The 26272-nt window shown below is 42.2% G+C and carries 23 protein-coding genes; 8 read left to right on the top strand and 15 right to left on the bottom strand.

The genetic code is table 11. The features are described 5' to 3' along the window. The first annotated feature begins 278 nt into the window (after window positions 1-278). Window positions 279-1388 (top strand): aromatic ring-hydroxylating dioxygenase subunit alpha, encoded by a 1110-nt coding sequence (locus Q7U33_RS11215; RefSeq protein ID WP_304860949.1) that lies wholly within the window; start codon window positions 279-281, stop codon window positions 1386-1388. Between the two features lie 40 nt (window positions 1389-1428). After that, the gene (locus Q7U33_RS11210; RefSeq protein ID WP_304860947.1) at window positions 1429-2292 is read left to right on the top strand and encodes a DMT family transporter; all 864 of its coding nucleotides are present in this window, start codon (window positions 1429-1431) and stop codon (window positions 2290-2292) included. Window positions 2293-2416: 124 nt separating this feature from the next. Here Q7U33_RS11210 and Q7U33_RS11205 read toward each other — a convergent pair whose 3' ends face one another. Beyond that, window positions 2417-3055: a response regulator transcription factor gene (locus tag Q7U33_RS11205; protein WP_304860945.1), complete on the bottom strand. Its 639-nt coding sequence runs from the start codon at window positions 3053-3055 to the stop codon at window positions 2417-2419. Between the two features lie 38 nt (window positions 3056-3093). After that, window positions 3094-4506: an ATP-binding protein gene (locus Q7U33_RS11200; protein WP_304860942.1), complete on the bottom strand. Its 1413-nt coding sequence runs from the start codon at window positions 4504-4506 to the stop codon at window positions 3094-3096. Between the two features lie 69 nt (window positions 4507-4575). On the opposite strand from Q7U33_RS11200, the gene dhaL reads away from it, so the two are divergent. The 3 genes from dhaL to Q7U33_RS11185 all read left to right on the top strand — a co-directional run bounded on the left by dhaL (window position 4576) and on the right by Q7U33_RS11185 (window position 7436). Then, window positions 4576-5211, top strand: a complete 636-nt coding sequence (gene dhaL / locus Q7U33_RS11195) for a dihydroxyacetone kinase subunit DhaL (RefSeq protein WP_304860940.1) — start codon at window positions 4576-4578, stop codon at window positions 5209-5211. Between the two features lie 43 nt (window positions 5212-5254). Further along, window positions 5255-6244 carry a dihydroxyacetone kinase subunit DhaK gene (gene dhaK, locus Q7U33_RS11190; RefSeq protein WP_304860938.1) on the top strand — a complete coding sequence of 330 codons (990 nt, stop codon included), beginning with the start codon at window positions 5255-5257 and terminating at the stop codon, window positions 6242-6244. 178 nt (window positions 6245-6422) lie between these two features. Then, window positions 6423-7436 carry a GGDEF domain-containing protein gene (locus Q7U33_RS11185; protein WP_304860936.1) on the top strand — a complete coding sequence of 338 codons (1014 nt, stop codon included), beginning with the start codon at window positions 6423-6425 and terminating at the stop codon, window positions 7434-7436. Window positions 7437-7649: 213 nt separating this feature from the next. Here the strand turns inward: Q7U33_RS11185 and glnE are convergent, their stop codons facing one another. Beyond that, the gene (gene glnE, locus Q7U33_RS11180) at window positions 7650-10364 is read right to left on the bottom strand and encodes a bifunctional [glutamate--ammonia ligase]-adenylyl-L-tyrosine phosphorylase/[glutamate--ammonia-ligase] adenylyltransferase (RefSeq protein WP_304861066.1); all 2715 of its coding nucleotides are present in this window, start codon (window positions 10362-10364) and stop codon (window positions 7650-7652) included. Window positions 10365-10508: 144 nt separating this feature from the next. Between glnE and acs the strand changes: the two genes are divergently transcribed. The 3 genes from acs to Q7U33_RS11165 all read left to right on the top strand — a co-directional run bounded on the left by acs (window position 10509) and on the right by Q7U33_RS11165 (window position 15844). Next, window positions 10509-12485, top strand: coding sequence for an acetate--CoA ligase (gene acs / locus Q7U33_RS11175; RefSeq protein WP_304860934.1), 1977 nt, complete (start codon window positions 10509-10511; stop codon window positions 12483-12485). 542 nt (window positions 12486-13027) lie between these two features. Beyond that, complete coding sequence (locus Q7U33_RS11170; RefSeq protein ID WP_304860932.1) at window positions 13028-14971, top strand: diguanylate cyclase; 1944 nt, start codon at window positions 13028-13030, stop codon at window positions 14969-14971. A 375-nt stretch (window positions 14972-15346) separates the two neighbouring features. Beyond that, window positions 15347-15844, top strand: coding sequence for a DNA-deoxyinosine glycosylase (locus Q7U33_RS11165; protein ID WP_304860930.1), 498 nt, complete (start codon window positions 15347-15349; stop codon window positions 15842-15844). A gap of 177 nt (window positions 15845-16021) precedes the next feature. Here Q7U33_RS11165 and Q7U33_RS11160 read toward each other — a convergent pair whose 3' ends face one another. The 12 genes from Q7U33_RS11160 to Q7U33_RS11105 form a co-directional block, all read right to left on the bottom strand. Next, window positions 16022-16510 (bottom strand): hypothetical protein, encoded by a 489-nt coding sequence (locus tag Q7U33_RS11160; RefSeq protein ID WP_304860928.1) that lies wholly within the window; start codon window positions 16508-16510, stop codon window positions 16022-16024. 187 nt (window positions 16511-16697) lie between these two features. Then, window positions 16698-17120, bottom strand: coding sequence for a hypothetical protein (locus Q7U33_RS11155; protein ID WP_304860925.1), 423 nt, complete (start codon window positions 17118-17120; stop codon window positions 16698-16700). After that, the gene (locus Q7U33_RS11150) at window positions 17117-17341 is read right to left on the bottom strand and encodes a hypothetical protein (RefSeq protein ID WP_304860922.1); all 225 of its coding nucleotides are present in this window, start codon (window positions 17339-17341) and stop codon (window positions 17117-17119) included. Before Q7U33_RS11150 ends, Q7U33_RS11155 begins: the two co-directional genes overlap by 4 nt. Before the next feature lie 317 nt (window positions 17342-17658). Beyond that, window positions 17659-17880 carry a hypothetical protein gene (locus tag Q7U33_RS11145; protein WP_304860920.1) on the bottom strand — a complete coding sequence of 74 codons (222 nt, stop codon included), beginning with the start codon at window positions 17878-17880 and terminating at the stop codon, window positions 17659-17661. Window positions 17881-17997: 117 nt separating this feature from the next. Continuing rightward, window positions 17998-19215 carry a LytR C-terminal domain-containing protein gene (locus tag Q7U33_RS11140; protein ID WP_304860917.1) on the bottom strand — a complete coding sequence of 406 codons (1218 nt, stop codon included), beginning with the start codon at window positions 19213-19215 and terminating at the stop codon, window positions 17998-18000. 55 nt (window positions 19216-19270) lie between these two features. Continuing rightward, window positions 19271-20215 (bottom strand): type II secretion system F family protein, encoded by a 945-nt coding sequence (locus Q7U33_RS11135; RefSeq protein ID WP_304860915.1) that lies wholly within the window; start codon window positions 20213-20215, stop codon window positions 19271-19273. Window positions 20216-20240: 25 nt separating this feature from the next. Continuing rightward, window positions 20241-21209: a type II secretion system F family protein gene (locus tag Q7U33_RS11130; protein WP_304860912.1), complete on the bottom strand. Its 969-nt coding sequence runs from the start codon at window positions 21207-21209 to the stop codon at window positions 20241-20243. 9 nt (window positions 21210-21218) lie between these two features. Further along, complete coding sequence (locus Q7U33_RS11125; RefSeq protein WP_304860909.1) at window positions 21219-22577, bottom strand: CpaF family protein; 1359 nt, start codon at window positions 22575-22577, stop codon at window positions 21219-21221. A 72-nt stretch (window positions 22578-22649) separates the two neighbouring features. Continuing rightward, entirely contained in the window at window positions 22650-23828 is a 1179-nt protein-coding gene (locus Q7U33_RS11120; protein WP_304860906.1) for an AAA family ATPase, read from the bottom strand. A 37-nt stretch (window positions 23829-23865) separates the two neighbouring features. Beyond that, window positions 23866-24375 (bottom strand): TadE/TadG family type IV pilus assembly protein, encoded by a 510-nt coding sequence (locus tag Q7U33_RS11115; RefSeq protein WP_304860904.1) that lies wholly within the window; start codon window positions 24373-24375, stop codon window positions 23866-23868. A 20-nt stretch (window positions 24376-24395) separates the two neighbouring features. Continuing rightward, window positions 24396-24869, bottom strand: coding sequence for a TadE/TadG family type IV pilus assembly protein (locus Q7U33_RS11110; RefSeq protein WP_304860901.1), 474 nt, complete (start codon window positions 24867-24869; stop codon window positions 24396-24398). A gap of 2 nt (window positions 24870-24871) precedes the next feature. Beyond that, window positions 24872-26263: a Tad domain-containing protein gene (locus Q7U33_RS11105; RefSeq protein WP_304860898.1), complete on the bottom strand. Its 1392-nt coding sequence runs from the start codon at window positions 26261-26263 to the stop codon at window positions 24872-24874. Between the last annotated feature and the right edge of the window lie 9 nt (window positions 26264-26272).

Raw genomic sequence — 26272 nt, 5'->3', positions numbered from 1 at the left:
CAACCTACAAAAAATAAAAATCCCGCAATTCATCCATGAATGAAGAATCGAGACAACATCTTTGGTTTATTAATATTTAGGTTTATTAATTAAAAAACGATGATGATTATATTTTAATTGAGGGTAAAGAAACTCTCACGAGAGTAGCTGAAAACCTCACTATTGGCAAGTTTTACAGCACAAAACTTAGAGATAATTATATAATAATGACTTGATAAAAATAGCAATTTAGGCAAAAATCGCCATCCCTAAATTTTAACTGCCAATCATATTTTCATATGGCATCTTTAACTTTGGTTTCCCAACAAGACACAAGCCCGCAACTTCCAGTCTCCTGGTATGTGGATAAAAACATTTATGCAATTGAACAAAAGCATTTGTTCGCCCATGCGCCGCATTACCTCGGGCATGAGCTAATGGTTCCAAATGTTGGCGATTACCACGTATTAGACTGGATGGGGCAAGCAAAAAGCTTGGTACACCAACAAGATGGCATAAACGCCATCAGTAATGTGTGCAGACATCGCCAAGCACTGATGCTTAAAGGCCGAGGACAAACAAAAAATATCGTGTGCCCACTGCACCGCTGGACTTACGACCTAGAGGGTACGTTGTTAGGTGCTCCACATTTCGAGAAAAACCCCTGTCTGAATCTTGATAAAAAGACTTTACAAAACTGGCAAGGTTTACTGTTTGATACAAAACGAGATATCGCAAAAGACCTTGCAAACCTAGGGTGCAAACAAGACTTTGATTTTACAGGCTACATGCTAGACCGTGTGGCGGTTGAAGAATATAACTTCAACTGGAAAACCTTTATTGAAGTCTATTTAGAAGACTATCACGTTGGCCCATTTCACCCTGGCCTCAATCAATTTGTAAACTGCGAACAACTCAACTGGGAATTTGCTGACAATTACAGTGTGCAAACTGTAGGCTTTAAACAATCACTTAATAAAGCTGGCTCACCAACTTACCAAGCGTGGCAAGCGCAGGTAGCAAAATACCACGCAGATAAAACACCCAAATATGGCGCAATCTGGATGGTGTACTATCCTTTTCTGATGATTGAATGGTATCCAAACGTGTTAGTCGTATCACATATCATTCCGCGTGGTGTAAACGCATGTACCAATGTGGTTGAATTTTACTACCCTGAAGATATTGGTTTATTTGAGCGCGAATACGTGGCTGCCCAACAAGCGGCCTACGAAGAAACCGCGGTAGAAGACAATGACATTTGCCAACGCATGCACGATGGTCGCCACGCCTTATTTGCACAAGGCATTGATGAGCGTGGTCCATACCAACACCCGATGGAAACTGGAATGGAGCATTTTCATCAATGGTACCGCCAACAAATGCAAGAGCATATTCCGTTAGTTTGAACATCATGCAAACTAATGCTTTATCCATGAATCATTGCACATGAAAAAAAATTGCTACGCCCTACCCAACTTGGGTAGCCTATGGATGCTGGTAGCCGCTCTGGGGTTTGCCATCATGGGCGCACTGGTTAAACTCGGTGCCCAGAAGTTTAGTAGCGCGGAACTGGTATTTTATCGTTCATTATTTGGTCTAGTGTTTATCGGCTTGTTCATTTTTTACAAGAAACTACCGCTAGCTACTCCAGTCATGTACAAACAAATGTCGCGAGCTGGTGTTGGTTTCAGTGCACTGATTTTATTTTTCTACGCTATTGCACATTTACCACTAGCGACCGCTATCACACTCAATTACACATCCCCTTTATTTTTAGCGATATTCATGCCTTTCTTTTTGCATGAAAAACCAAAGAAAATATTGCTCATTGCGTTGGCGATTGGCTTTATTGGAGTGAGCTTATTACTCAGGCCGACTATCAATCAATCTCAATGGTTGGCTGGTTTTTTAGGTCTACTATCAGGAATTGGCGCGGCATTAGCTTATGTACATGTTAAACAACTTGGGCAGGCTAACGAGCCTGATTGGCGTACTGTATTTTACTTTACGTTAGTTTCTTCAGTCTGTGTAGGTGCATGGATGCTGTTTGATCACTTTCACGCACTGGTATGGCAAGATTTGCCTATTCTGATAGGTTTAGGGGTATCTGCTACGGTTGCACAACTTGCCCTTACACGCGCTTACCGCACTGGAGACACCTTAGTCGTGGCTAGCCTTGCTTATGTCACTATTTTACTGGCAAGTTTATTTGGTGTGATTTGGTGGCAGGAACATTTAAGCTTAGATGCATGGATTGCGATTGGTTTGATTATACTGAGTGGCATTATCAGCATCCGTACTGCACGTTAGCATTAAGCCGATTAGAATTAATCCAAGTAGAATTAAACTAGATTCAGAAAAGTAAAGCTCAAGAAAGTGACGTAAAGCAGTTTATCGCTTTACGTCATTATTACTGATCATTTTTAGTGAATACTTAAGCATCTAACAAACCACTACGCATTGCAATCAATGCAATTTCCGCAGAGTTATTAGCATTCAGTTTTTGTTTAATATTGTACAAATGTGTCCCTACTGTGCGTGGGCTCAAAAATAGGGTTTCTGCAATCTCATTGGTCGTTTTACCTTTAGCCAATGCCATAAACACCTCAAACTCACGTGGTGAGAGTACATCTACAGGGTTTTGATCTCCTGATAACTGCTGGATTGCCATTTGCTGTGCAACGCTTGCTTCTAGGTATTTTTTGCCACCAGCAACAGTGCGGATTGCTTTAATCAACTCTTCTGCTGCACTACGTTTGGTGAGGTATCCCATTGCACCCGCATTAAGCACGCGTTTAGGATGAACAGAATCTTCATGTGCGGATAATACTAGTATTTTCGCAGCGCTGTCTTTTGCCAGAATACGCTCTATCGCTTCTAAACCACCTATGCCTGGCATTGTAATATCCATAACAACGATATTGGGTTTATGCTCAACGTAACGCTGAATTGCTTGTTCACCACTTTCAGCCTCTGCGATCACTTTAATATCCGCATCGGACTCAAGTAACATTTTGAATCCCATACGAACAACCGCGTGATCATCTACTAACATCACATTAATCTGGCTCATTCACTTACTTTCTCCCGTTGCTGGGCACATAAATTACATTAATTCTCAATATTTCTAGATATGTTATTTCCAAGCACTTCAATGCTAGGTACTTCATTTCCAGGAACATTGATAAAAATTGAAGTCCCTTGGCTAGGGGCAGACTCTATGACAAAAGTACCATGCAAGGCTTGGACACGCTCACGCATACCGAGCAATCCAAAATGCCGACTTTGATCTACAGCATCCACATCCATGCCTATGCCATTATCTTTAATACTCAATTGCAACTCACCATCAGACACTTTAATGAGTCGTATTTCTATTGAAGTCGCCTGTGCGTATTTTAATGCGTTATTCAGCGACTCTTGCACTATTCGATACAAATTGATGCTGATAGTTTCACCTAAGCTCTGCAAGTTTCCTGATTGCAGGTTTTCAGACAAATAAAGCTGAATATTTAGTGCTGGATGTTGCACCTGATAACTGCTGACCAAGTCTTTCAATGTTTCAGCCAGACCCAAATTATCAAGCGAACCTGGGCGTAATTGGCGAACGATATTATGCATACCATCGTAAATTTGATTTGCTGCAGACACAATCACCTGTGCACTTGATGCAATTTCTGTCATACCTGTACCCGTGCTATTTGCTTTCGCTTTATTCGCAATCCCAACGGCAAAGGTTTTAATTGCTGTCACGTACTGACCAAGCTCATCGTGAAGCTCACGTGCTAAGCTGCGGCGTTCATCTTCTATATGCTTTTGAATCAAATGTGTGAGCTGTCGATTTTCTTCCAACAAACGCTCAGCAGTCAGTGATTCTGCCATTCTATTAAGGCTGTGGCCTATCGTATCGAACTCTGGCAAAGGAAAAGTTGGCAAGCGCGTTGTTAAATCGCCCTGCTCAATGCGGTTAATTGCGCCCAAAATTCTACCAATAGGTTTTAGGGAGTGGCTTAACAATATATAAACCAAAGTATTCAGTATGACAAAAAATCCCAATCCAACCCACATTAGCTGATTAAACCCAGCCCACGCCTCACGGATAGAACCAGCAGCACTGGACTCCACCACTAAAGTGCCATAGCGAATCCTGCGCTCAACTCTTTCAACTTTAGGTTGCACTAATTTAACGAACCATTGCGGTGGGCTCACGTCAGATTTAAAAGTTGACTCTGGAGAGCTATATAGCTCGTAACCTTGGTAATCATAAAGCGTAATATGACTACTACGCACATAACCCAAAGAAGCCAAGAACCCCTGCAACACAACATGGGTAGGGCCCATTTCTGGATTTAATGTCGAGCTAATAATCACTGTATCCAGCAACTGCACAGTAACGCGACTGGCAGCCTCTACCCGTTCACGAATCGAAACGCGAGTATCTGTCACTAATATTGACCCCACTACCAATATAAATGCCATTGATAATAAGGTAATCAGTAAATTTAAACGAAAACGTAAGCTCATGAGTTGAAATCACTTAATGACATGTGTAGAGTTTAACAACTTTAATCAAATCGCTATATAGTGTTATTCATGAAAACATCATTTATATTAAATGTTGCGGAGTATATACGCGACGCCATTTTAGACCATGAATCAGAATTGGAATCACTAGACCGTGCCATTGGCGACGGTGATCATTACATTAATATGAAACGTGGCGCGAGTGCCATTGTAGAAATGCGTGCTGAACTTGAATCACTCACGCCAGATGCAGCGCTAAATAAAATTGGCATGAAATTACTCAGTACCATTGGCGGCGCTTCAGGCCCACTCCTCGCGAGTTTTTTTATGAGTATGGGCAAAACGCTTAAAGAAAAAGCTGATGATGGCGCTATTAGCTATGCTGCTGCATTTGCTGATGGTGTAAAAGCTATTCAACAACGCGGAAAAGCTGGTTTAGGTGAAAAAACCATGTTAGATGTACTTATTCCAGTCGCACAACAATTTTTAACACTTACTGCATCGCATACAAATACAAAAGAAATCTGTGCATCACTCATACACACCGCTGAACAAGGTATGTTATCTACAAAGGCGTTAATTGCAACCAAAGGGCGTGCAGCAAGCTTGGGCGAGCGCGCTATCGGGCATATCGACCCAGGCGCAAAGAGTTGCCAATTAATGATTGAAGCCGTTTGCAAACAACGACTATTGATTCAAGATTAAATATTGTTCAAGACTAAATGGACTCAAAATTAAAAGGCCGATAATGAAAAAGTTTATTAATAAAATTGACGATGTTTTAGTTGAAAGTCTTAGCGGCTTTGCTGCCGCACATCATGATTTAGTTAAGCTTAATCTGGACCCTAACTTTTTAACCCGCCAACAAAAGTCTAATAATAAAGTAGCAATTATTTCTGGCGGCGGCTCTGGGCACGAGCCACTACACGCAGGCTACATTGGTTACGGCATGCTGGATGCAGCCTGCCCAGGCCATGTGTTTACATCACCCACCCCAGACCAAATGTTAGCAGCAGCAGAGGCTGCACATGCCGACAAAGGTATTTTATTTATTGTTAAAAATTACGCTGGCGATGTGATGAACTTTGAAATGGCTGCTGAGATGTTGCCATTTGAATCTGCCACCGTACTCACTAGTGACGACTGCGCTGTCATTAACAGCACGTACACCACAGGGCGGCGCGGTGTAGCAGGCACGGTCATTGTGGAAAAATGTGTAGGTAGTTTGGCCGAAACTGGTGCGACTTTGCAAGCCTGTAAAACACTAGGAGACAAAGTTAACAGCCGCACTGCAAGCATGGGCGTTGCCTTAACCAGTTGCACAGTACCCGCCGCTGGCCGCCCTACTTTTGACATTGACGATAACGAGCTTGAAATGGGCGTGGGCATACATGGTGAACCAGGCCGAAAACGCGAAACCATACGTGAAGCTGATGCCATTATTCAAGATGTAGTTAACGCTATACTGGATGCATTAAAACCTGCACAAAATAGCGAAGCATTATTACTGATTAACGGCTTTGGCGCTACGCCATTAATGGAGCTTTACCTTATTTACAATACCGCTGCAAAGTTACTCAATCATCACGGTATTAATATTACGCGCTCATTAGTCGGCAACTACACCACCGCCTTAGACATGGCTGGCGCATCGATTACGTTATGCCTATTAGATGATGAAATTAAACAGCATTGGGATAGCCCAGTGCACACAGCCACACTCAGGTGGGGTGTTTAAATCATCGCATAACCATCCATTCGGGCTAAGCAAAACCATTAAATTCTACAATCGGCTAATGCCAATTACTAAAGTATACCTAGCAGAATGGTTATATAGTATGATTGAGCATCAATAACCAAATTAATTTAAAATGATTAAACATCTAGCAATTAATCATTTTAAATCAAGCTAATCCTTGCAAACTTACGGCATAAACTCTTTATTAGGCGAACTGGTAACACTCACCAAAGAGCGTGACGATTTGTCCCTGCAAGTCTCTCTGATTAAGACGCTGACTCATTTTATCAACTCAGCTCATGCTACCCCTAAAAAATCAGTCGTTATTTACCTCCTTAAAGATGTAAAGAAACAAACAATTTCCGTATTAACGGCTGAAAATACCCCAGACAACGCCATAGTCTCTGCTGACTTAAAACAAGCTATTCTTAACTGTATACAAACAGATAGTCGTTACACCTATCAATCTGAAAACAACCGTATCATTAAGCTTCACCCCATGAGAGGTGTGATGGGGCATATAGATTGCGTGATTGCAGTAGAAAGCGACCAAATTGATGAATATCTAGATGTGTCGATTTGTATGATTTTAGAAATTTATCAAAACTTTGTGCTACTTAACAACGAGAACGAGTGTGACACGCTCACTGGTTTACTAAATCGCAAAACTTTTGACTTTAAAATCAATAAAATTCTTGCACAAATGCATAGCAGCACTAACCGCAAGGAAGATAAAGCTGACCAGATTTATTTTTTAGCGATTTTTGACATTGATCACTTTAAGAGAATCAATGACGAGTTCGGTCATTTAATTGGCGATGAGGTTTTGTTGATGTTCTCGCAGCTCATGCGTCAAAGTTTTAGGGAAACCGACCCGCTTTTCCGCTTTGGTGGCGAAGAGTTTGTTGGTTTTTTTGAATGCGCCAGCACAATGGATATTCAGAATATTTTTGAACGATTTAAACTCAAAGTCGCTAATTTTCAATTTCCACAAGTAGGCAAAGTCACGGTCAGTGCTGGGTTTACTGAAATCTCACCTTTTGACACCTCAAGCCAGATTATAGACCGCGCAGATACTGCACTTTATTACGCTAAAAATCATGGTCGTAACCGTGTAGATTCTTATGAGCTATTGATCGCCGATGGTAGCTTACAAGAAAATAAAAAAGAAGGCGAAATCGAGTTGTTTTAGCTCCTAGCTTGCTTTTCATACTTCTTTCATACTCTTTTATTTCACGGCCTGTATCTTACAACCATCAATTTCAAAACCCTTAGTCATAAGGCATCGCTAGATTTAACTTAATAAACAGAGCGTTTAAAAGTTTTTATTCCATTTAGTCTATAACATTCTGCCTAGATCGCAAGTGACTGTCATCTCTACTTATCGTGCGAAACAGTGGTCACTTTACGCAAACACTTGGTTCCATAACGCAGTTACTTTGGCAATTTGTTCAGCTATTTCTTCGGCGTTAATATTCAACTGCGTAGCACCTTGTAGCTTTAGCATATGTTGCATATGTCGATACTCTCGATAAGCATCAGCGACGCTTTCTGCTAATTCTGCATCTATCATTTTTAAAGTTGCCATCCGCTTTAGTAAGCCTATATTGCCGATATTAACCGTGAGTTCTGGGTGGCCTGGTGCATACAGTAACACTAAATATTGCACCAAAAACTCTACGTCAATAATTCCGCCTACTCCCTGCTTCAAATCAAACATGCCTTCGTGAGTATGTTGCGCTTTTCGCATTTTTTCACGCATGGCTAACACTTCAGTTTTTAGGATTGTGGCATCCCGCGCCTGCGTCATGACCTCTGCTCTAATTTCATCAAAAGCCTGACCAATTTCCCTATCGCCTGCCACAAAACGAGCACGCGTTAGGGCTTGATGCTCCCATACCCATGCTTTATTTAGCTGATAATCTCTAAATGCATCTACTCTACTTACTAGTAAGCCGCTGTTACCATCTGGGCGTAATTGCAAGTCGGTTTCATACAATAAACCAGCGGAGGTTAGGCTGTTAAACCAGTTATTAATACGCTGTGCAAATCGTGCATATACCTCGCTCGCCTCGGGAGACTCATCATCATAAAGAAAAATAATGTCTAGGTCGGAAGCGTAGCCTAACTCTTTACCGCCTAGTTTACCGTAGCCTATCACTGCAAATTTAGGCACATCTACATGTCGGCCGCGCACGTTGGGCCATATGATTTCTAACGCTACACTTAAAATTAAATCCGCTAGCTCACTTAAGTAGTCTGATATCGTTTCTAGCTGTAATTCACCATTAATGTCCTGTACCGCAAAGCGAAAGATATAAGCATGTTTAAAATGGCGCATGACATCCATTTGACGCTCTATATCACCCGTCACTTCAGCCAACCGCTCAAGCAGCTCGGTGCGCATCGCGGCAAAATCTGGTGCTGCATGTAGGGTACGCACATCTAAAAGCTCATCCAACAAGATTGGGTGGCTGGTTAAATAATTAGCGAGCCATGGGCTACTGCTACATAACTTGACCAGCAATTGCATCGCCTGCGGATGCTCAGCCAATAGTGCTAAATAACTGGCGCGTCTACAGATGCTTTCCAATAAATCCATCACTCTTGTCAACGTAATATCAGCGTTTTTCATTTGCCCTGCCTGTGAAATCACATGGGGCATCACCGCATCAAAACGTTGTCTACTTAGCTCTGGCAATTGTTTGTATCGGCTGCTTTGGTGCAAAATATTTAAACGGCGATAAGTTTCAATCGCTTCGGAGAAACCTATGCTATCTAGCGTCTTAATTGAATCGACTTCACTGATAGAAGCATTCCAAATAGACTTTTCAGCTTCCAGTGTATCTTTACTGGCACCAGCATCATCAAATGTAGCATCAAAGTGCTGCTGTACTTGCGCTCGATATTCGTCTAGTTTTTGTAAAAATGCTGCCCAACTTTGATAATTCATCGCTTTTGCAATGCGCGCTTTTGCTTCATCAGACTTTGGCAGCTCTTGGGTTTGTACGTCATCGACATACATCAAGCGGTGTTCGAGATTTCTTAAAAAAACATAAGCCTCGCTTAGCTCTACTACTGTTTTTTCTGGCAATAGACCTTTGTTTTTTAATAAGTTTAATACTGATAAGGTTGGCTTAATTTGCAAGCTATTGTCTTGGCCGCCACGGATTAACTGAAATACTTGTGCAATAAACTCAATTTCACGAATACCACCCCGCCCCAGTTTAATGTTGTCGTGCATGCCCTTGCTGTTTACATCACGTTGAATCTGGATTTTTAAATCACGCATGCTAGTAAAAGCGCCAAAATCCAGATACTTACGGAACACAAATGGCCTCAATAATCGCGAGACTGCATCCCCTCCCGTCACTTCGCGACCTTTAATCCACGCGTAACGCTCCCACTCTCGTCCATTGTTTTGATAATAGTCTTCAAGTGCATCAAGATTGCACACAATGGCGCCTTCTGACCCAAACGGTCTTAAACGCATATCCACACGGAACACAAAGCCATCTTCAGTGATTTCATCAATCGCAGCGATCAGCTTTTTGGCTAAACGCGAAAAGAAATCTTGATTGCTAACGGATTTTGCGCCTTGTGTAGCACCATCTGACTCATAGGCAAAAATCAAATCAATATCGGATGAAACATTAAGCTCACCACCGCCTAGCTTTCCCATTCCAATGACAATAAGTTGCTGCTGTTTGCCCCCTACATCTACAGGCTGACCATACACCGTAGCTTGCCATTGATGAAGATACTCAATCGCGGTGTTAATCACACACTCAGCCAACGCTGATGTCGTGAACATAACCTCTTGTAAATTTGCTAAACCGCTTAAGTCTCTTACAATCATACGTGCCATGACACGGCTTCGTAGAAATCGTAACGCTCGTTTTAAACTAGTTTCATCAATGATTTGTTCAGCTGCTAAAAAATTTTGCATATCGCTCAAAAGATAGGCTTGATGTAGATTTTGTAACAAATCTTGCAGTAAAAGCGCATCTTTTCTAAACAATCTTTCAACAAACGGGCTGCAAGAGACCGCATGTAGTACACAAGCCTCATCACTAGTAGGGGCGCGGTTTAGGGATAATAAATTATCGAGTGTTAGCATAAGATTTTTCATGTAATATGGCATAGTTACAACGGTGTAACAACTTACTTTTAGTGGTTATCTATCTACGTAGCAACTAGGTATAACTAGATAACTTTAGACCAAATTATAAACGGGTCACAAAGATTTAAGGGGATTTTAAGCATGTCAATCGAATCAGTTCTTCACGAAAACCGCGTTTTTGAACCTAGTGCAGACTTTGTTAAAAAAGCCAATGTCTCAGGCATGGCGACTTACAATCAGCTCTGCGCAGAAGCCGCTGCCGATTATGAAGGTTTTTGGGCAAAGTTAGCGCGTGAATTATTGGTCTGGAGCAAACCCTTTACTAAAACGCTGAATGAAGAAAACGCACCATTCTACAAATGGTTTGAAGATGGCGAGCTGAACGTTTCTGCCAACTGCCTAGATAAACACTTAAATACTATCCCGAACAAAGTCGCCATTATTTTTGAAGGTGATGATGGCAACACTAAAGAAGTGACTTACAAAGACCTGTACCACCAAGTTTGCCAGTTTGCGAATGGTTTAAAAAAGCTAAACCTCAGCGTGGGTGACCGCGTAATTATCTATTTACCAATGGGTATTGAGGCTGTTGTTGCCATGCAAGCTTGCGCACGCATTGGCCTGATTCACTCTGTGGTATTTGGCGGCTTTTCTGCTAAAAGTTTAAACGAACGCATTATTGATGCTGGTGCTAAAGCTGTCATCACGTCTGACGGCCAGTTCCGTGGCGGTAAAACCTTGCCATTAAAATCAGCCGTTGACGAAGGTATAGCAATGGGCGGTTGCGAAGCCATTCAAAATGTCGTCGTACTGAAAAAAACTGGGCTGGATATCACATGGAACAGCAATAACATTTGGTGGCATGATCTGATTGCCGACGTTGCAGACACATGTGAACCTGTGATGGTGAGTGCAGAACATCCGCTATTTTTACTCTACACATCAGGCTCTACAGGTAAACCAAAAGGCGTACAACACAGCTCTGCTGGTTACTTGCTACACGCCATGAACACCATGCGCTGGACCTTTGATATTCATGAAAACGATGTATTTTGGTGTACAGCCGATGTGGGCTGGATTACAGGCCACTCATACGTGGCTTACGGCCCACTTGCGATGGGTGCAACACAAATCATTTTTGAAGGCATTCCAACCTATCCAAACGCTGGCCGTTTCTGGCAAATGATAGAAAAGCACAAAGTCTCTATCTTTTACACTGCGCCAACAGCCATCCGCTCATTGATTAAAGCGTCTGAAACTACGCCAGAAGTAGCGCCAAAAAATTACAACTTATCTAGCCTGCGTTTGCTAGGTTCAGTAGGTGAGCCAATCAACCCAGAAGCATGGATGTGGTACTTTGAACAAGTCGGCGGTAGCCGTTGCCCAATTGCCGATACTTTCTGGCAAACTGAAACAGGCGGCCATGTCATTACCCCATTACCAGGCGCTACTGCACTGGTACCTGGCTCATGCACACTTCCCTTCCCCGGTATTGATATTGATGTGGTAGATGAAACAGGTAAAGACGTACCTTGGGGCACAGGTGGTTTATTAGTGATTAAAAAACCATGGCCATCGATGATACGTACTATCTACAACGACCCAGAACGCTACAAAACCAGCTACTACCCAGTGGATTTAGGCGGCAAGATTTACCTAGCTGGTGACGGCGCAATCCGCGATGCAAAAACAGGTAACTTCACCATTATGGGCCGTATTGATGACGTGCTAAACGTCTCTGGGCACCGTTTAGGCACGATGGAGATTGAATCAGCATTAGTCGCTAATCATTTAGTTGCAGAAGCCGCGGTAGTAGGCAAACCGCACGATGTAAAAGGTGAATCGGTTGTTGCCTATGTGGTACTAAAAGGCGCACGCCCAGAAGGCGAAGAAGCGAAGAAAATCGTTGCAGAGCTACGCGAATGGGTGGGCAAAGAAATTGGCCCAATCGCCAAACCTGATGAAATCCGCTTTGGTGACAACTTACCAAAAACACGCTCTGGCAAAATCATGCGTAGATTATTACGTACGCTAGCAAGAGGCGAGGAAATTACTTCGGATATTTCTACGTTGGACAACCCAGCGATTTTGGAGCAACTTAAGGAAGTGGTTAAGTAAATTAATACAGCGGACACGTTACCGCATCCGCCTACCATCACCATGGTAAGAGCAAAACGAAATCAAGGGGCTATGATGATTCATTCCCCTCGATTGCATTTTTTCAGCGCATACATTCAGTGGGGAATACCTTTACGATCTTACTAGCTTATCGCACCAATCTTAGAGCTTAGCTACTTAGATTGGTAGTGATGCCATTTATGAGCAGCAAACTGGGGAAGCCACACTGGTTCACGGTCTCGTCGGTATAGTGATTTTGTACGTAGAGGCAATCGAACTATTTGATGGAATAGCTATAGAGCTAAATCTGGACCCAAACTAAGTATTCACTTACTAAGTAGTAATCCATTACCCAATAGTCAACGGTTGTTATGTGTGTTTATATATCGCCGACTGTAATTATCCAAGTAATAAATGAATACATATGGTCATGGGAGGCAAAATTACATTTGCACCATGCGTGTCTGAGAAATTTGGTAACCTAAGGGTTTAGGTTGATAATGATTGTTGTTTTTAAACATCAATAGCTACGACTTTAGTAAGTGAAAATTAATAAAAATTTCAGGACATTACATAACGTGTTGACTAGTATAAAAAAATCATTAGCAAAATCAACATTGATAAGCATGGGAATTCGTATTTCCATAGTAGTAATGGTTATGTCCTTGTTAAGTTATTTCCATATTCTGGATAATCTTAAGCAGCAAACGCTCGATAAGCTTGAAAGCTATATCATGGAAAGAGCGCAAAAAGAATCTGCTATCTTTAAACTTGCAGAAGATAATCACACTACCTTCAAGCAAGCCTTTCTGGAACTGTGGCCTGAACGCAAAATAGCCAATGCAAACCCTCGATTTGACCAGCTATTCGAGAACGCGGGCAATGGAACGCTACGATTAATTCCAGCTACGTTTTTAGGCCTTGAGCGTTCTCACACATCGGCAAGTGACTATAAGGGGGAAAGTCGGTGGATCAGCGGGTTTATAGGAAAGGGCACACCCGTCACGAGTAATGAATTTCGCAACCGGGCATTACTTTCGTATGATTTAGTTGATCAGTTTGCACACGCTTGGTCCAACCGTTTTGCCAATACCTACGTTTCATTGCCAGAGGGCGTCAATATTGTGTATTGGCCATATCTAAATTGGGCGGTAGGTGCCAACTCAGATTTGGATATTCCAAAAGAAGAGTGGGTTTATATTGCCAATAAGGAACATAATCCAGAGCGTAAATCAGTTTGGACAGGCCTTTATTATGATCAAACGGCAGATGAATGGATGGTTTCCTGTGAAACGCCAGTTGATGATGAAAATGGACAACATCTCATCAATATTGGGCATGATATTCTCCTCAATAGTGTATTTCAGCGCGTGTTTGATGATCATCTTGAAGGTGCTCATAATTTTATTATGAGGGAAGATGGTCGTTTAATCGCGCATCCTTTGTATGTTAATCAAATTAGAGAAGCAAATGGATTGCTGGCTATTGCTGAGTTGGCGGATGAGCAAATCGCATCTCAATATCAAAGCATTTTAGCGAGCATTAATCATCATGGGCGCAAGCCGCAAATCATTGATGATGACAAGTCAAATGCCTTTATAGCCATTGCGCCAATACAGGGGCCTGACTGGTATTTCGTCACTGTTTATCCTAAATCACTATTGGCAACGCCTGCTCAGAAAACAGCCCAATTTATTTTTATTCTAGGCCTTATTTCACTTGTTGTTGAACTGTTCATGCTATATCTGGTTTTATTGAAAAAGGTACTTGATCCGATGAGGCAGTTTGAAGCTGCGTCTAAATTAGTGAGCAAAGGCGAATATGATCTTCACTCCACATTAGCTGATGTTAATAACCGTAGAGATGAAGTAGGAAGATTAAGCTTGGCTATGCTTTCAATGGCGGATCGCATCTATCAACAAAACCACTCTATGGAAGAAACAATAAAGCTCCGTACTAATGAGTTGGAGAAGGCCAAAGAGATGGCCGAACAACAGGCTCGAACCGATCCGCTAACGGGGCTGGCAAATAGACGCTCTTTTTTCGAGTTGGGGTCATATGCGCTTGAAACGGCTAAGCGAGAAGCGCTGGATCTAGCGATCATTATGCTTGATCTTGATAAATTTAAAATGATTAACGATGAATATGGGCATGCCGTTGGTGACGTTGTTTTAAAGGAAGTAGCTAATACACTAACAATCTCTATACGTGCTTCTGATATATGTGCACGATTAGGTGGCGAAGAATTTGCTATTTTGCTGTGCAATACTGACTTGCACGGTGCAGCATTAGTTGCTGAAAAAATAAGAACATCATTGAGTATGATTGTGATTAGTGCTAATGAAGAAAAAATCCAATTCACTGCCAGCTTTGGCGTAGCACAACTCGCAAATACAAGCGAACAATTAGATGACTTGCTGAAGCTGGCAGATGAGCGTCTGTATCAAGCCAAGAATTCTGGCCGAAATCGCGTTGTTACTCAGTAATAACTCTTGGAAGCTAGTCCAGTAGGGTGGGTCACTCCTGACCCAAGCGTTGCAATGGTTAAATTTTCACATCCCGCGTGGGGTTAAGCCAGTATTTGGCTTAACCCCACAGAATATAGTCGCTTATAAACAAGCTTCTTATTCTAAGTGAAAACCCCACCCTACAAAAGTCGCATACATTCTATATAACATTGGTTGTTACAAATTTCATGGCTATTTGGCTTAGCGCACCGCCAGCCCCTATTTGAATACAAACTGAATACCTATAATGATGGTCGCTCACCTCTATATTTAGCACGTGTCACATTGACTTATGCGCTCTTACACAGGCAAGATGCTTGTAGATACTTTCATATGGCTTTGTTAGGAATATAGATGAACACTGTCACAAGCTTTCCGCCTATTGCAGAAGAATCGGCGCGAATTATCATTTTAGGTAGCATGCCTGGCGTACTTTCACTTAAAGCTAATCAGTATTACGCACACCCTCGCAACGCATTTTGGCGCATCATGGGTAACATATACGGATTTGATGCTGACTTACCTTATGAGGAACGCGTTAAAAAATTAACGGCATCTGGTGTTGCGCTTTGGGATGTGTTGCATACTTGTGCTCGCGCTGGCAGCTTAGATAGTGCCATTGATAACAAGTCGCAGATAGCGAATGATTTTGTGTTGTTTTTCAAACAACATCCGAACATCAAGCTTGTTGGCTTTAACGGGGCTAAAGCAGAAGAGCGCTTTAAGAAATTATTTTTTCCGTTACTCAATATGAATGACATCACTTTTGTACGTCTCCCCTCTTCAAGCCCTGCACATACGCTAACCTTAGCGCAGAAGATTGCAGCATGGCGAAATGCACTTGGCGAGTAATATTTACATAAGTGACTTACATGCTTAGCGCTAAAGGCTGAAAACAAGTAGTTTTGAGTAATAACGGCTTTAAAGTTTGACTTTAAAGCCGTTGGTATCAGTTTAGTTTCATCATCTAGCTGACGTTATTGTTTAGATAAGCTATATCTGAATACCAAAAGTGCACTGAATAATTGTCTATTGAGCACGCCACCAAAACACTAGTTTTGAATGTTTCTTTTTATTAATGGTGACCCATTGTGTTTTGACTTCACCATGATATTCGGCACTCACCAAATATTTACCTTGTGGTAAGTTCGCTAAAAAATATGGGCCTTGTGTGGCAATTTCTAATAGATCATTTTTGTTCGCGTCTTGAATCTGTAAGCGTACTTCTGATAGGTATTCCTCTAAAGTGCCCGCTTTTTCTACAAAGACGATTTCTAGCGGATAGTTTTTAGCATTCTGGCGCATGGCGACAGACTCTGACCTGCCTATCCCCCCTGATAAATAGGTAATCTCTCCAACAGTAACCGGACTTACTGCGCTCATGTCTGGTTCTGCGGAATCTTCAGGGATAATTTCTTCAGGTATGTCTGTGTATGCTGAAGCTGCCATCGAGATTGATAGCCCTAGCGCAACGATGGTAGCTGTGATGATTTGCTTCATAGGTTTCAAATGTTTCATTGGTGTTCTCCTCATTTTTGTTCAACCACTTAAATCTGATAGCCTGTTATATCACGTATATATGACCGCTGTTTGTATTCTACAACACATAAGAAGTTCGTTCACAATACTGCTGCCCTACAACCTATGGCAATAGTATTGCTGGGGCTCTTGTGTTAATTATTAACGCTTTATTAAAGCGTGTACATTAGCGCATTGAGTATTGAGGTTCGAGCGGACGAAAAATGACTCTTAAGTAATGCCGATCATAGCGTTCAATCTCATTAAAAAATAGTGCGCACGTCATATGCACTCCGTGCATGTTAATGACATCAAAACTGTGGCCTATATGTGAAAGAAACCTGAGATTAGGATTAATTCTACCGCCTTGGATTATCGCTATATCGGCTAATTGTGGCAGGAAGCTGGAGATGTGCCGCCATTTAAGTGTGTCTTGTGAGCAGCCTAGTAACTCTATAGCTGCATGACTACAGCTTCTAATCATACCGTTATGATAGATGGTTAATATTGGCAGATTTAAACCAATATCTTCATGATCATGTTCATTATTGTTTAATAGATTACTAGCGATGATGCCTTGCGCTTGATGTGTGGTCGACGATGCGTTCATTTAGCGACCTCTGCTTCGGCTTCCAACAAACCTTGTATTTCATGCCCTGCTTCAAAACAACGAGCCTCTGTTTTGTAGTATGCAGTCACTGCAATACTTAGCAACTTCTTATGTGCATCAGTTATGCTTGATTGTGAATGTATCTCTCCATTAGGCTTAGGATTTTTCTTGACTGAATCTTTTGACTTACAGTCTTGAATGCTTACTGTTGAAAGTACCATGAGACCTCCCAATCAATAGGTTAAAATTAGCAGCACAACTTGACTAGTCATTGTATTGTTGACTGTCAATGTTGACTGTAAACTCGCGCACAACTACGTTGAGCTGATAATTTACGCTTATTGGTTAAGTTGGTACATTCGGGTAAACACGTAAGGGCTAACCCTTATATACTTACTAGTATAATGAGAATGTTTACGTACTACTAAGGTCTATAATTACAACAATCATTGCGCAGCAATATATTCAACATGCCCTGTAAATATTGCTAATGGGCGACTTTTTAGAGCATGTTGAATACGATTGCACATGTTAATGTTTACTCTTGTGTTGCACTCGGTGCTGCTGGAGGTGCGCCAGTTTGTAAAGATTCGATTTTATCGTTAATCAATAGCATCTCTGTTTGTGTCATGTACATTAAATCATTATTACGACTAACCCCAACAATTGCGATAACTAATGCTAGCAATGCAATAATGAAAGTTGCCGCAATCCAAAGCCCTTGTCTCTCTGGTTCTATAATATTGTCCATATTAGCCATTTCACACTCCCTTAAATTAAAGAATTTAACAACTTACCGACTTACTACACTGCACTACAAAATAGTTTTAAACCAAAAAAAGTCTTAAATGAAAGTTAATTCAATATTTAGTTACCCTTAAGTTTTAGGCTCGTCCATCACCAAAGCTATCTGAGTTTTTTGCTGTTTGGTACCAAAGTAGGCCAAATGTGTGCTCATATCTCTACCAAGTACTAATCTCACGCCAATATCTGCACGCATGTCACTACGCTGAATAAGCTCTGGAGACTCTGGCAAGCTATCTTTTAAAAGTTGAGCTTCTGCATAGTGACCATCTCGGTACTGAATTTGTGATTTTTTAATATTAAATGGTTTTTGATTAGTCAGCCTTGTTGCTGGGTACCCTTGATCTAGTAAAAACTTACCTACCTTAGCCGCCATGCCAGTCACACCATTTCCATTAGATACCTCAACGCGTAATAGTGCCAAGTTAACTTTTTCAGGTACCTCTGCAACCTGAACCGATATATCACTCATTGGCTGTGTATGTAGCTCATAGACATTTGGTGATAACTGCACTAATTTCACACGGCTTTCTACTACTGGTAGTGCATTTGAGGCAGATATTGACCTAATAATGCCGCCATTCTTAGGAAGTTCCAGCACCTGTGCATCCGTTGGTTGTGTGGAAACTTTATCTGCAAATATCAAAGTAACCGATGCGGATTTTTGTTCACTAGCATCAGCAGGTACGTCTTGCAATGAAGGGACTTTTACCGATGCCACATTGGCAGATGCTGAATTGACAGACTCAACATTGACCGCTTGAGCAAAAGCCTGAAATGACTCGCCTTGACTACCTGCTTTGGCATAAGCTAGCCCAAGGTTGTTTAGCGCCTTATGATTGGACGGATCAAGCGTTGTTGCCTGCTTTAACGCAAGCACCGCCTCGGCATACTGCCCTTGCAAATAATAGGCATAGCCCATATTGCTATATAAATGCGCTGCGTCTGGTGCATATTTAAGTGCAGTTTTGAACGCTTTGGCAGCTTCTTGATATTGACCTTTTTTAGCATAAATAACACCTAGGCCATTATGAGCCTCTACAAAGCGATGATCTGCTGCAATTGCTTTTTGGTAAGATTCAATCGCAAGATTATCGCGCTGCTGGCCTTGATAATATCTACCTAAATTATACATAGCACTAGGGTTAACAATGGGATTAGCGCTTGTGTTGCTTGTCTTAATATTTGGACTAATCACCCACGGTGCTTCACTTACCTGCGGATTAGACGCACATGCGCTAAGTATTGCAACGCAGCATGCCGCAGGTAATATTTTGCGTTTACTTTTCATGATTCACCTCCATACAACCGTTTAAGCTAAAGCTTTCACTACTTGTCTTATTCACTTATTGCCCTGCCAGTGTTGGTAACAAAATATTGTGTATGCTGATAAAAGCTGGCCCTAACAACACCAACAACATCGACGGGAAAATAAAGAAAATAAGTGGAAACAACAATTTAACTGCAATTTTTGCCGCGGCCTCTTCTGCTAATAAGCGGCGTTTAGTACGTAAAGTATCAGCATGTACTCTTAATGAATCTGCCACATTGGTACCAAAACGATCTGATTGCACCAGCATGGCGACGAGCGTATCAATATCTTCAACCCCTGTACGCAAAGCTAAATTACGCAATGCTCTTTCCCGTGAGCTGCCTGCGCGTAGCTCTAGGTTGATTAGGTGCAATTCCTCCCCTAAGATGGGGCTTCTAACATGCATTTCTTCACCTACTCGAGAAAGCGCAGCGTCTAGCCCTAAACCAGCCTCAACACAGACAATGATTAAATCTAGCGCATCAGGAAAGCTTTCAAATATTTCACGTTTACGATAAGCAATGCGCCTTGCTAGCACAGCATTTGGAATAAAATAACCAATCGCGGCCAACATGATTAACAACATCATAAAGTTATTAGGGCTCACAACTTTGCCAGCAATCACGGTGTACATCACAAACAAAGCAGGTAACGCAATGGTAAGTAACGTTTTAGCAGCAAAGTATAAGATTGGTGCCCCTGCACTACGCAGCCCAGCATTCATAAACCGAACGCGTAGCTGCGATGTCTCCCATCCTTCTTTTGGTAAAGAAAGTTTGGCAATTGGGCCAGTTAATTTAACCATGTGGCTTAACCAAGCAGGTTCATCTGTTGCATCTGATAAGTGTGGTGAATCTCCTCTTAATATTTGCAGTCTGGCATCTAAAGGGCGCGTACTAAACTGCCCAAAGATCACCATCGCAACGATAAATACCGTGATAAAAATAAGAACCAGATAAATTATTTGAATTGTGTTCATGATGTTCTCGCTTATTTAATCTGTATCAGACCCTAATCTTGATAATGCGCCACATGACAAAAACACCAAAAACCATCATGATGAGTGCCATCACTACCATTTTCACACCCATTGGGTCTGTCCATAGCACACTCAAAAATTTAGGATTCATGAGTTGAAGTACAAAACCTAAGGCAAATGGGAGTACTGTTAAAATCCAAGCTGATAAACGTCCCTCCGCTGATAAAACACGTACTGTTCCGAGTAGTTTTAAACGCGCTCTAATCAACTCACTGATGTTGGCTAATAGCTCTGCCAAATTACCGCCAGTTTCACGCTGAATTAGCACGGCTATCACAAAATACCTTAAGTCTGTACTTGGGACACGTTCAGCAAGATTCATTAAGGCTTCTTGTGTGGGAATACCATAGTTGATTTCATCAAATACAATCCGAAACTCAGAAGCAATTGGCTCTGGCATTTCACTACCTACCATTTGCAATGCGCTAGGAAAAGCATGTCCTGCTGTCATTGCGCGCCCCATTAAATCTAACGCACTTGGTAACTGTTGCTCAACCGTATAAATACGCTTTTGCTTAGCATTAAACATGTAAATTAGCGGCAAACTAGTGGCAAAAATTGCAACGACAATTGCGGCTGTCAGGCTAAATCCTAGCAATAACGTCATCACAAAACCACCCGCAGCCATGAGTATGCAAATCGCTATAAATCTTGCTACACTGTAATTAAGCCCTGATTGCAAAATAACTTTATCTAACTGATTGATACGTGGAATCTGCGCTAAAAATCTTTGCAGACCAGGAGCTTGTGCAAGTAGCCTCTGTTTCACCAAACTACTTTCATGGGCATTACTAATCGTCATGGCCTGTAAGCGTTTTTCAATTCTTTTCGCTTCAGGGCCTTTATAAGTGTTCCACGCCAAGTATGCGCCTTCTAAAAAAAGCACAACTGCGAGAAACGCTAGTACAACAAATAGATAGTAGAGATAGTCCATATTAAACTCCTACTCATACAATCGCATTGGATCAAACAAGTTGTCTGATATTTGCACGCCATACACACGTAAGCGGTCAATGAATCTTGGCCTTATGCCTGTTGCTTTAAAATGACCCAACACTTTTCCATCTTCAGCAACACCAGTTTGCTCGTAAACAAAAATATCTTGCATGGTGATAATTTCACTTTCCATGCCTGTTATTTCTTTAATACTGGTCACCTTACGTTTACCATCACCTAAACGAGAAACATGAACCACCACAGTTAATGCCGAGCTAATTTGCTCACGCATGGCTTTAGTTGGCAAATTGAAACCAGCCATGCCCATCATATTTTCTAAACGAGTTAATGCATCTCGTGGCGTATTGGCATGCACAGTGGCCATAGAGCCTTCATGACCAGTGTTCATTGCTTGTAACATATCCACCACCTCTGCCCCCCTTACCTCACCAACGATGATACGGTCAGGACGCATCCGCAAACTGTTTCTTACTAACATGCGCGTGGTCACTTCACCCTTACCTTCAATGTTGGGTGGTCTTACTTCTAAGCGAACGACGTGCGGTTGTTGTAACTGCAACTCAGCGGCATCTTCAATAGTGACAATCCGCTCATTGGATGGAATATACCCAGATAACACATTCAGTAAGGTCGTTTTACCTGTACCAGTACCTCCAGAAATCAAGATATTCACTTTTGACTTTACTAAGCCCTCAAGCAATTCAGCCATTTCTGGCGTTAAGCTTTTATATTGAATAAAATCTTTCATCTGTAGCGGTGTGACTGCAAAACGACGAATTGACAAGATAGCGCCATCCACAGCTAGCGGCGGAATGATGGCATTTACGCGGGAACCGTCAGGTAGGCGAGCATCCACCATCGGGCTAGATTCATCTACACGGCGACCTACACCAGAAACAATTTTGTCGATAATTTTCAGCAAGTGTGCTTCACTCTCAAATCGCACATCCGTAAGTTCTAACTTGCCCTTACGCTCAACGTAAATCTGGTTATAGGTATTGACCAATATGTCTGAAATGGTTGAATCTGCCATTAATGTTTCTAGTGGCCCTAAGCCTAATACCTCATGCTGAATGTCACGGACTAAGCTAATACGTTCTGCATCATTAATCGCCACGTCTTCCTCTGTCAGAAGTCGCTCCACCAATGTTTTTAGCTCCGCGCGCAATAGCTCTGGTGCCATATTTTCCATCATGGCTAGGTCAACCCGATCTAGCAGTTTACGATGAATGCGCGACCTTAACGCTTGATACACTTTATTACCCATCACACCATCAGTTTGGTTGCTCTGCAGTTCTTGCACTGCATCTTTTTTGACATCTTCTAATCGATCACGGAGTGACATAATCTAATTCCTTCCTCAATTCAGCATTTATTCTTATCAACCATCAGTTAATCGACCATGCTGCAATCTCGTTCAAAATAACGATGCATGATGTAACAAACTATCTAACCAGCTAGATTTTTTGGCTTTAGCACCTTCTACCAAGTTTTCTGCTACCTCTTGTAAGGCTTTAGTCACTGGATCACTCTTAGCAATTTGTATGATAGGGACACCTTGATTAACCGATGCAGAAACAGCCTGATAACTATTAGGTATGGTTTTAAATACCTTCATATCTAGTGCGGTTTCTACATCTACTAACCGGATATCCCCTCCCTTTTCATACCGATTAAGCACTAATTTCACTTTCTCTTTTGCATAGCCTAGCGATTGAAGTGCATGTAATAAACGTTTTGAATCACGAATAAATGGCAGCGTTTCTTGAAGTACAATAAAAATAATATCGGTATGATCCAGCGCTTTAACACTTGTTGCATTGAGTGTTCTACCAATATCGATGAGCACAAAATCATATTGAGATATGGTTAATTTAAGCAGTGCATCAATATGCTCAGGCCTGACATCCTGTGCTGACTCTGCATCCTCTGGCGCAGCTAGCACACTGAAGTTAGGTAAAATACTGACCATAGAAGAACTCAACAATGACGCATCTAACCGTTTAATATTTTTTGCTACATCTGCTAAGGTATTGGATGGCACATGGTCATTAACAAAAAGTACGGCATCCCCAAATTGAAGATTCAAATCTAACAATGCCACCTTAGCCTTGCTAGTTTCTGCCAATATATAGGCCAGATTACACGCCAAGAATGTAGCGCCACTTCCGCCTTTACTACCAACAAATGCAATGACCTTGCCTTTTTTACTTTTAGGCACGGTCTGTTTTAGCTTAAGATCAACACGATTTACTGCCGCCTGTAAATCGCTTATCTGTAGCGGCAAACTCAATACATCTTTCACACCACTACGCATGGCTGCCATTAAAAACTCTGTCGATGCATTTTCAGACAAAATGATGACAGATACATCTGGATATCTCAGGCATATATTCTCTAAAGCACAGAGACCTCCCCCCTCCACACAGAGTCCATCAATAATAATCAGGTCTGGATCTTCATCCGCTGTGACTTGCCATAAATCATTCAACCCGTCATCAAATACTAGCGAATACCTAGCCGCATCTGCGCTTTTTAGGCTATGTAAGATTTCTTCTTTTAACACCTTGTTAGGCGAAATCACGATTATTTTCATTTTTTTGCCGCCATTCAATTAAACGCAAATCACTTATTTAACCCGTATACCCTAAACTCTCCGCTGGCATCGTCACTGTAGATGCTGGAATCGGCACTGCAAGAAACGGAAACAGCCCAACCATCGGTACATAATAAGCATTAACAATAGAAACTCGCACCAGTGCAATACAACCTGTTGGCCCTGTTAAACAAGCGGATATATTGTCTGATGCACTCGTTGGAAATGGACTAGGCACCGCGCCACTTTCGGTGAGGTATTCAATATCAATATTGTCTGCGGTGATCTCAGCACCCGCTGGCAAACTGGCTCCACCAAAAAGCGCTAACACTTTTGCAGGACTAGTACTTGAGTTATCAACCCACCTCACCACAGCCTCGCGTGCTGCATGACGTGTGACTTCTTGAACGCTGTTGTAAAGATAAAACAAGCGCCCAAACTCGATAATGCCAAACAATAATGTGAACAACAGTAAGGCAATAATCGCAAACTCAACCGCCGCAGCACCTCGTTGCGCTTGTTTGGGCTTGCTGTAGTTTTTAATCATGTTAAGCATCATCATTCCCTTCAATGCATGTATCGCATAGCGGTAGAGGGTGATAACGTGGCACTCCAGGTCGTTGAGCCAATCGGCAAAAAGATTGGAATCCACCCACCTATCGTAATTGGATACGCATTAATTGCCACTGTGACGTAATCTGGTGCATCGCAACTTGGCTCACAAATCACGGCGACATCTGCCGCAGCAAAGCCTGGTACTTGTGCAAGAGCAGCGGCATCAACAACCATTTGTTTTGCTTGGTCTTGTGTTGCGGCATCAAGTGCCACTAAAGCGCTCACTCTAGTATTTGAAAGGTATCTCGCACCATCACGTGTTGCTTTGGTCAATGCATCGTAGTACCAAAAAGCGCGGCCAAACTCTACAACACCAGCCACAAACATCAGCAATAGCACTAATAACAAAGCAAACTCAATCACCGCAGCGCCATGCTGTTTTTCCTGCCCTAAACTACGCTTAAATTTTAGTTGAATGATTTTCATGATTATCGATAAAGCTTAATATCACTGGTTGGTAATGGCGTTGGTAACAAACCGCCAAACTCTACAAAAACATCACGGTCACCTGGAACATCCGACCTCCTCTGCATCAAGAACCGACCCACACCAACCACTGGCGCTGGCCTGCAAACACCACCTGCCGTTGCACAATCGATAATCACCATATTAAGTATTCTGCGTCCTGGCTTACCTGGCTGATAAGCAGCTGGCGGTGCAGTAAAGTAATTACCGCTGGTTTGCGCATAGGGTGATGGCTCTGGGTAAGCTGTTGCAGTATTGCCACTGTATAACGCTGGCCAATCTGCGACTGTTGCCCCTAACCGACGATAACCAGCCCATAAAACACCGTAATCGGTAGCGACTCTTGGTTGAGTGTATAGTTTAGATTGACAAGGACCGCTAGGAGAACATAGGCTGCTCACGTCAGCTCTTTCAACAAAAGTAATGCTCTGTTGTACTGGATCTGTACCCATCCAATCACGAGGTGACCCTGCACCGGCATTGTTATAACGATATTCCTTAACATTGCTATCAGGTGGTGCGGTAGCTGGATCACACTGATTTTGAGGCGTGTAATCACCAAACCTTGAATCCAACGCAGACAATTGTGGAACAGATATCCCCGTGTTAGTGTTAACCGTATCACCTACAATCGGGGTAAAACCAGTTTTACCTGCACAAACATAAGGTCTAGTCTCGTTAGTACTAGTCACTGGACAAACCCCTGGTACGTTTGACTCAGGATCTATCCAAAACATCGTCCCTGGGCCAAGTGGGTTAGCCTCGCTCACCCTGTATGAAACACCACGCTCAAATCCTAACTCGTGTGTGGTACCAGGGTCAGGCTGCTCACAGATAGCAATGGGCGTAATATCAACGGAATATTTACCTGCCACCGCCATGCCGAAAGTCTGTGTCGTGTTTGCAACTCCTGGCAACACCTGAATAAACCAAGTATTTAAGTTACGTAATCCTGTATCTACTTTGACAAAGGTCTTATCAGCCGCCAAGGCATCGGTAGTAACAGAACTTATTGGCACCATACAGCCATCACTTGGGCAACTACCTACCCATACATTGCTAGTGTTAATCACTACTTGATTACTATTGAGGTCATAGTTATTTTTACCAGACGCTTCAATGGCACGCGTCAAAGCACTGTTAATGCCTGTCACTCTACCATTAAGCTCTTTAGCGCCACTGAGAGAAGCAGAGTCTGCTGCGTTTTGTAACTCTGTTTTAGCGACATAGAGATGGCCTAGATCCAACACTAAGCCTAACATTCCCACCAGCAAGGTCAGGCAGATTGCAACGATAATCGCTACCGCACCTTGCTGCTGCTTGCCATGCTGACTATATTTTCTATGCTCGCTCATGTTGTTCTC

This window comes from Methylotenera sp., from assembly GCF_030653755.1.
Lineage (GTDB): Bacteria > Pseudomonadota > Gammaproteobacteria > Burkholderiales > Methylophilaceae > Methylotenera.
The sequence above is the reverse complement of the archived record's forward strand: the minus strand, read 5'-3'. Positions and strand labels throughout refer to the sequence as shown.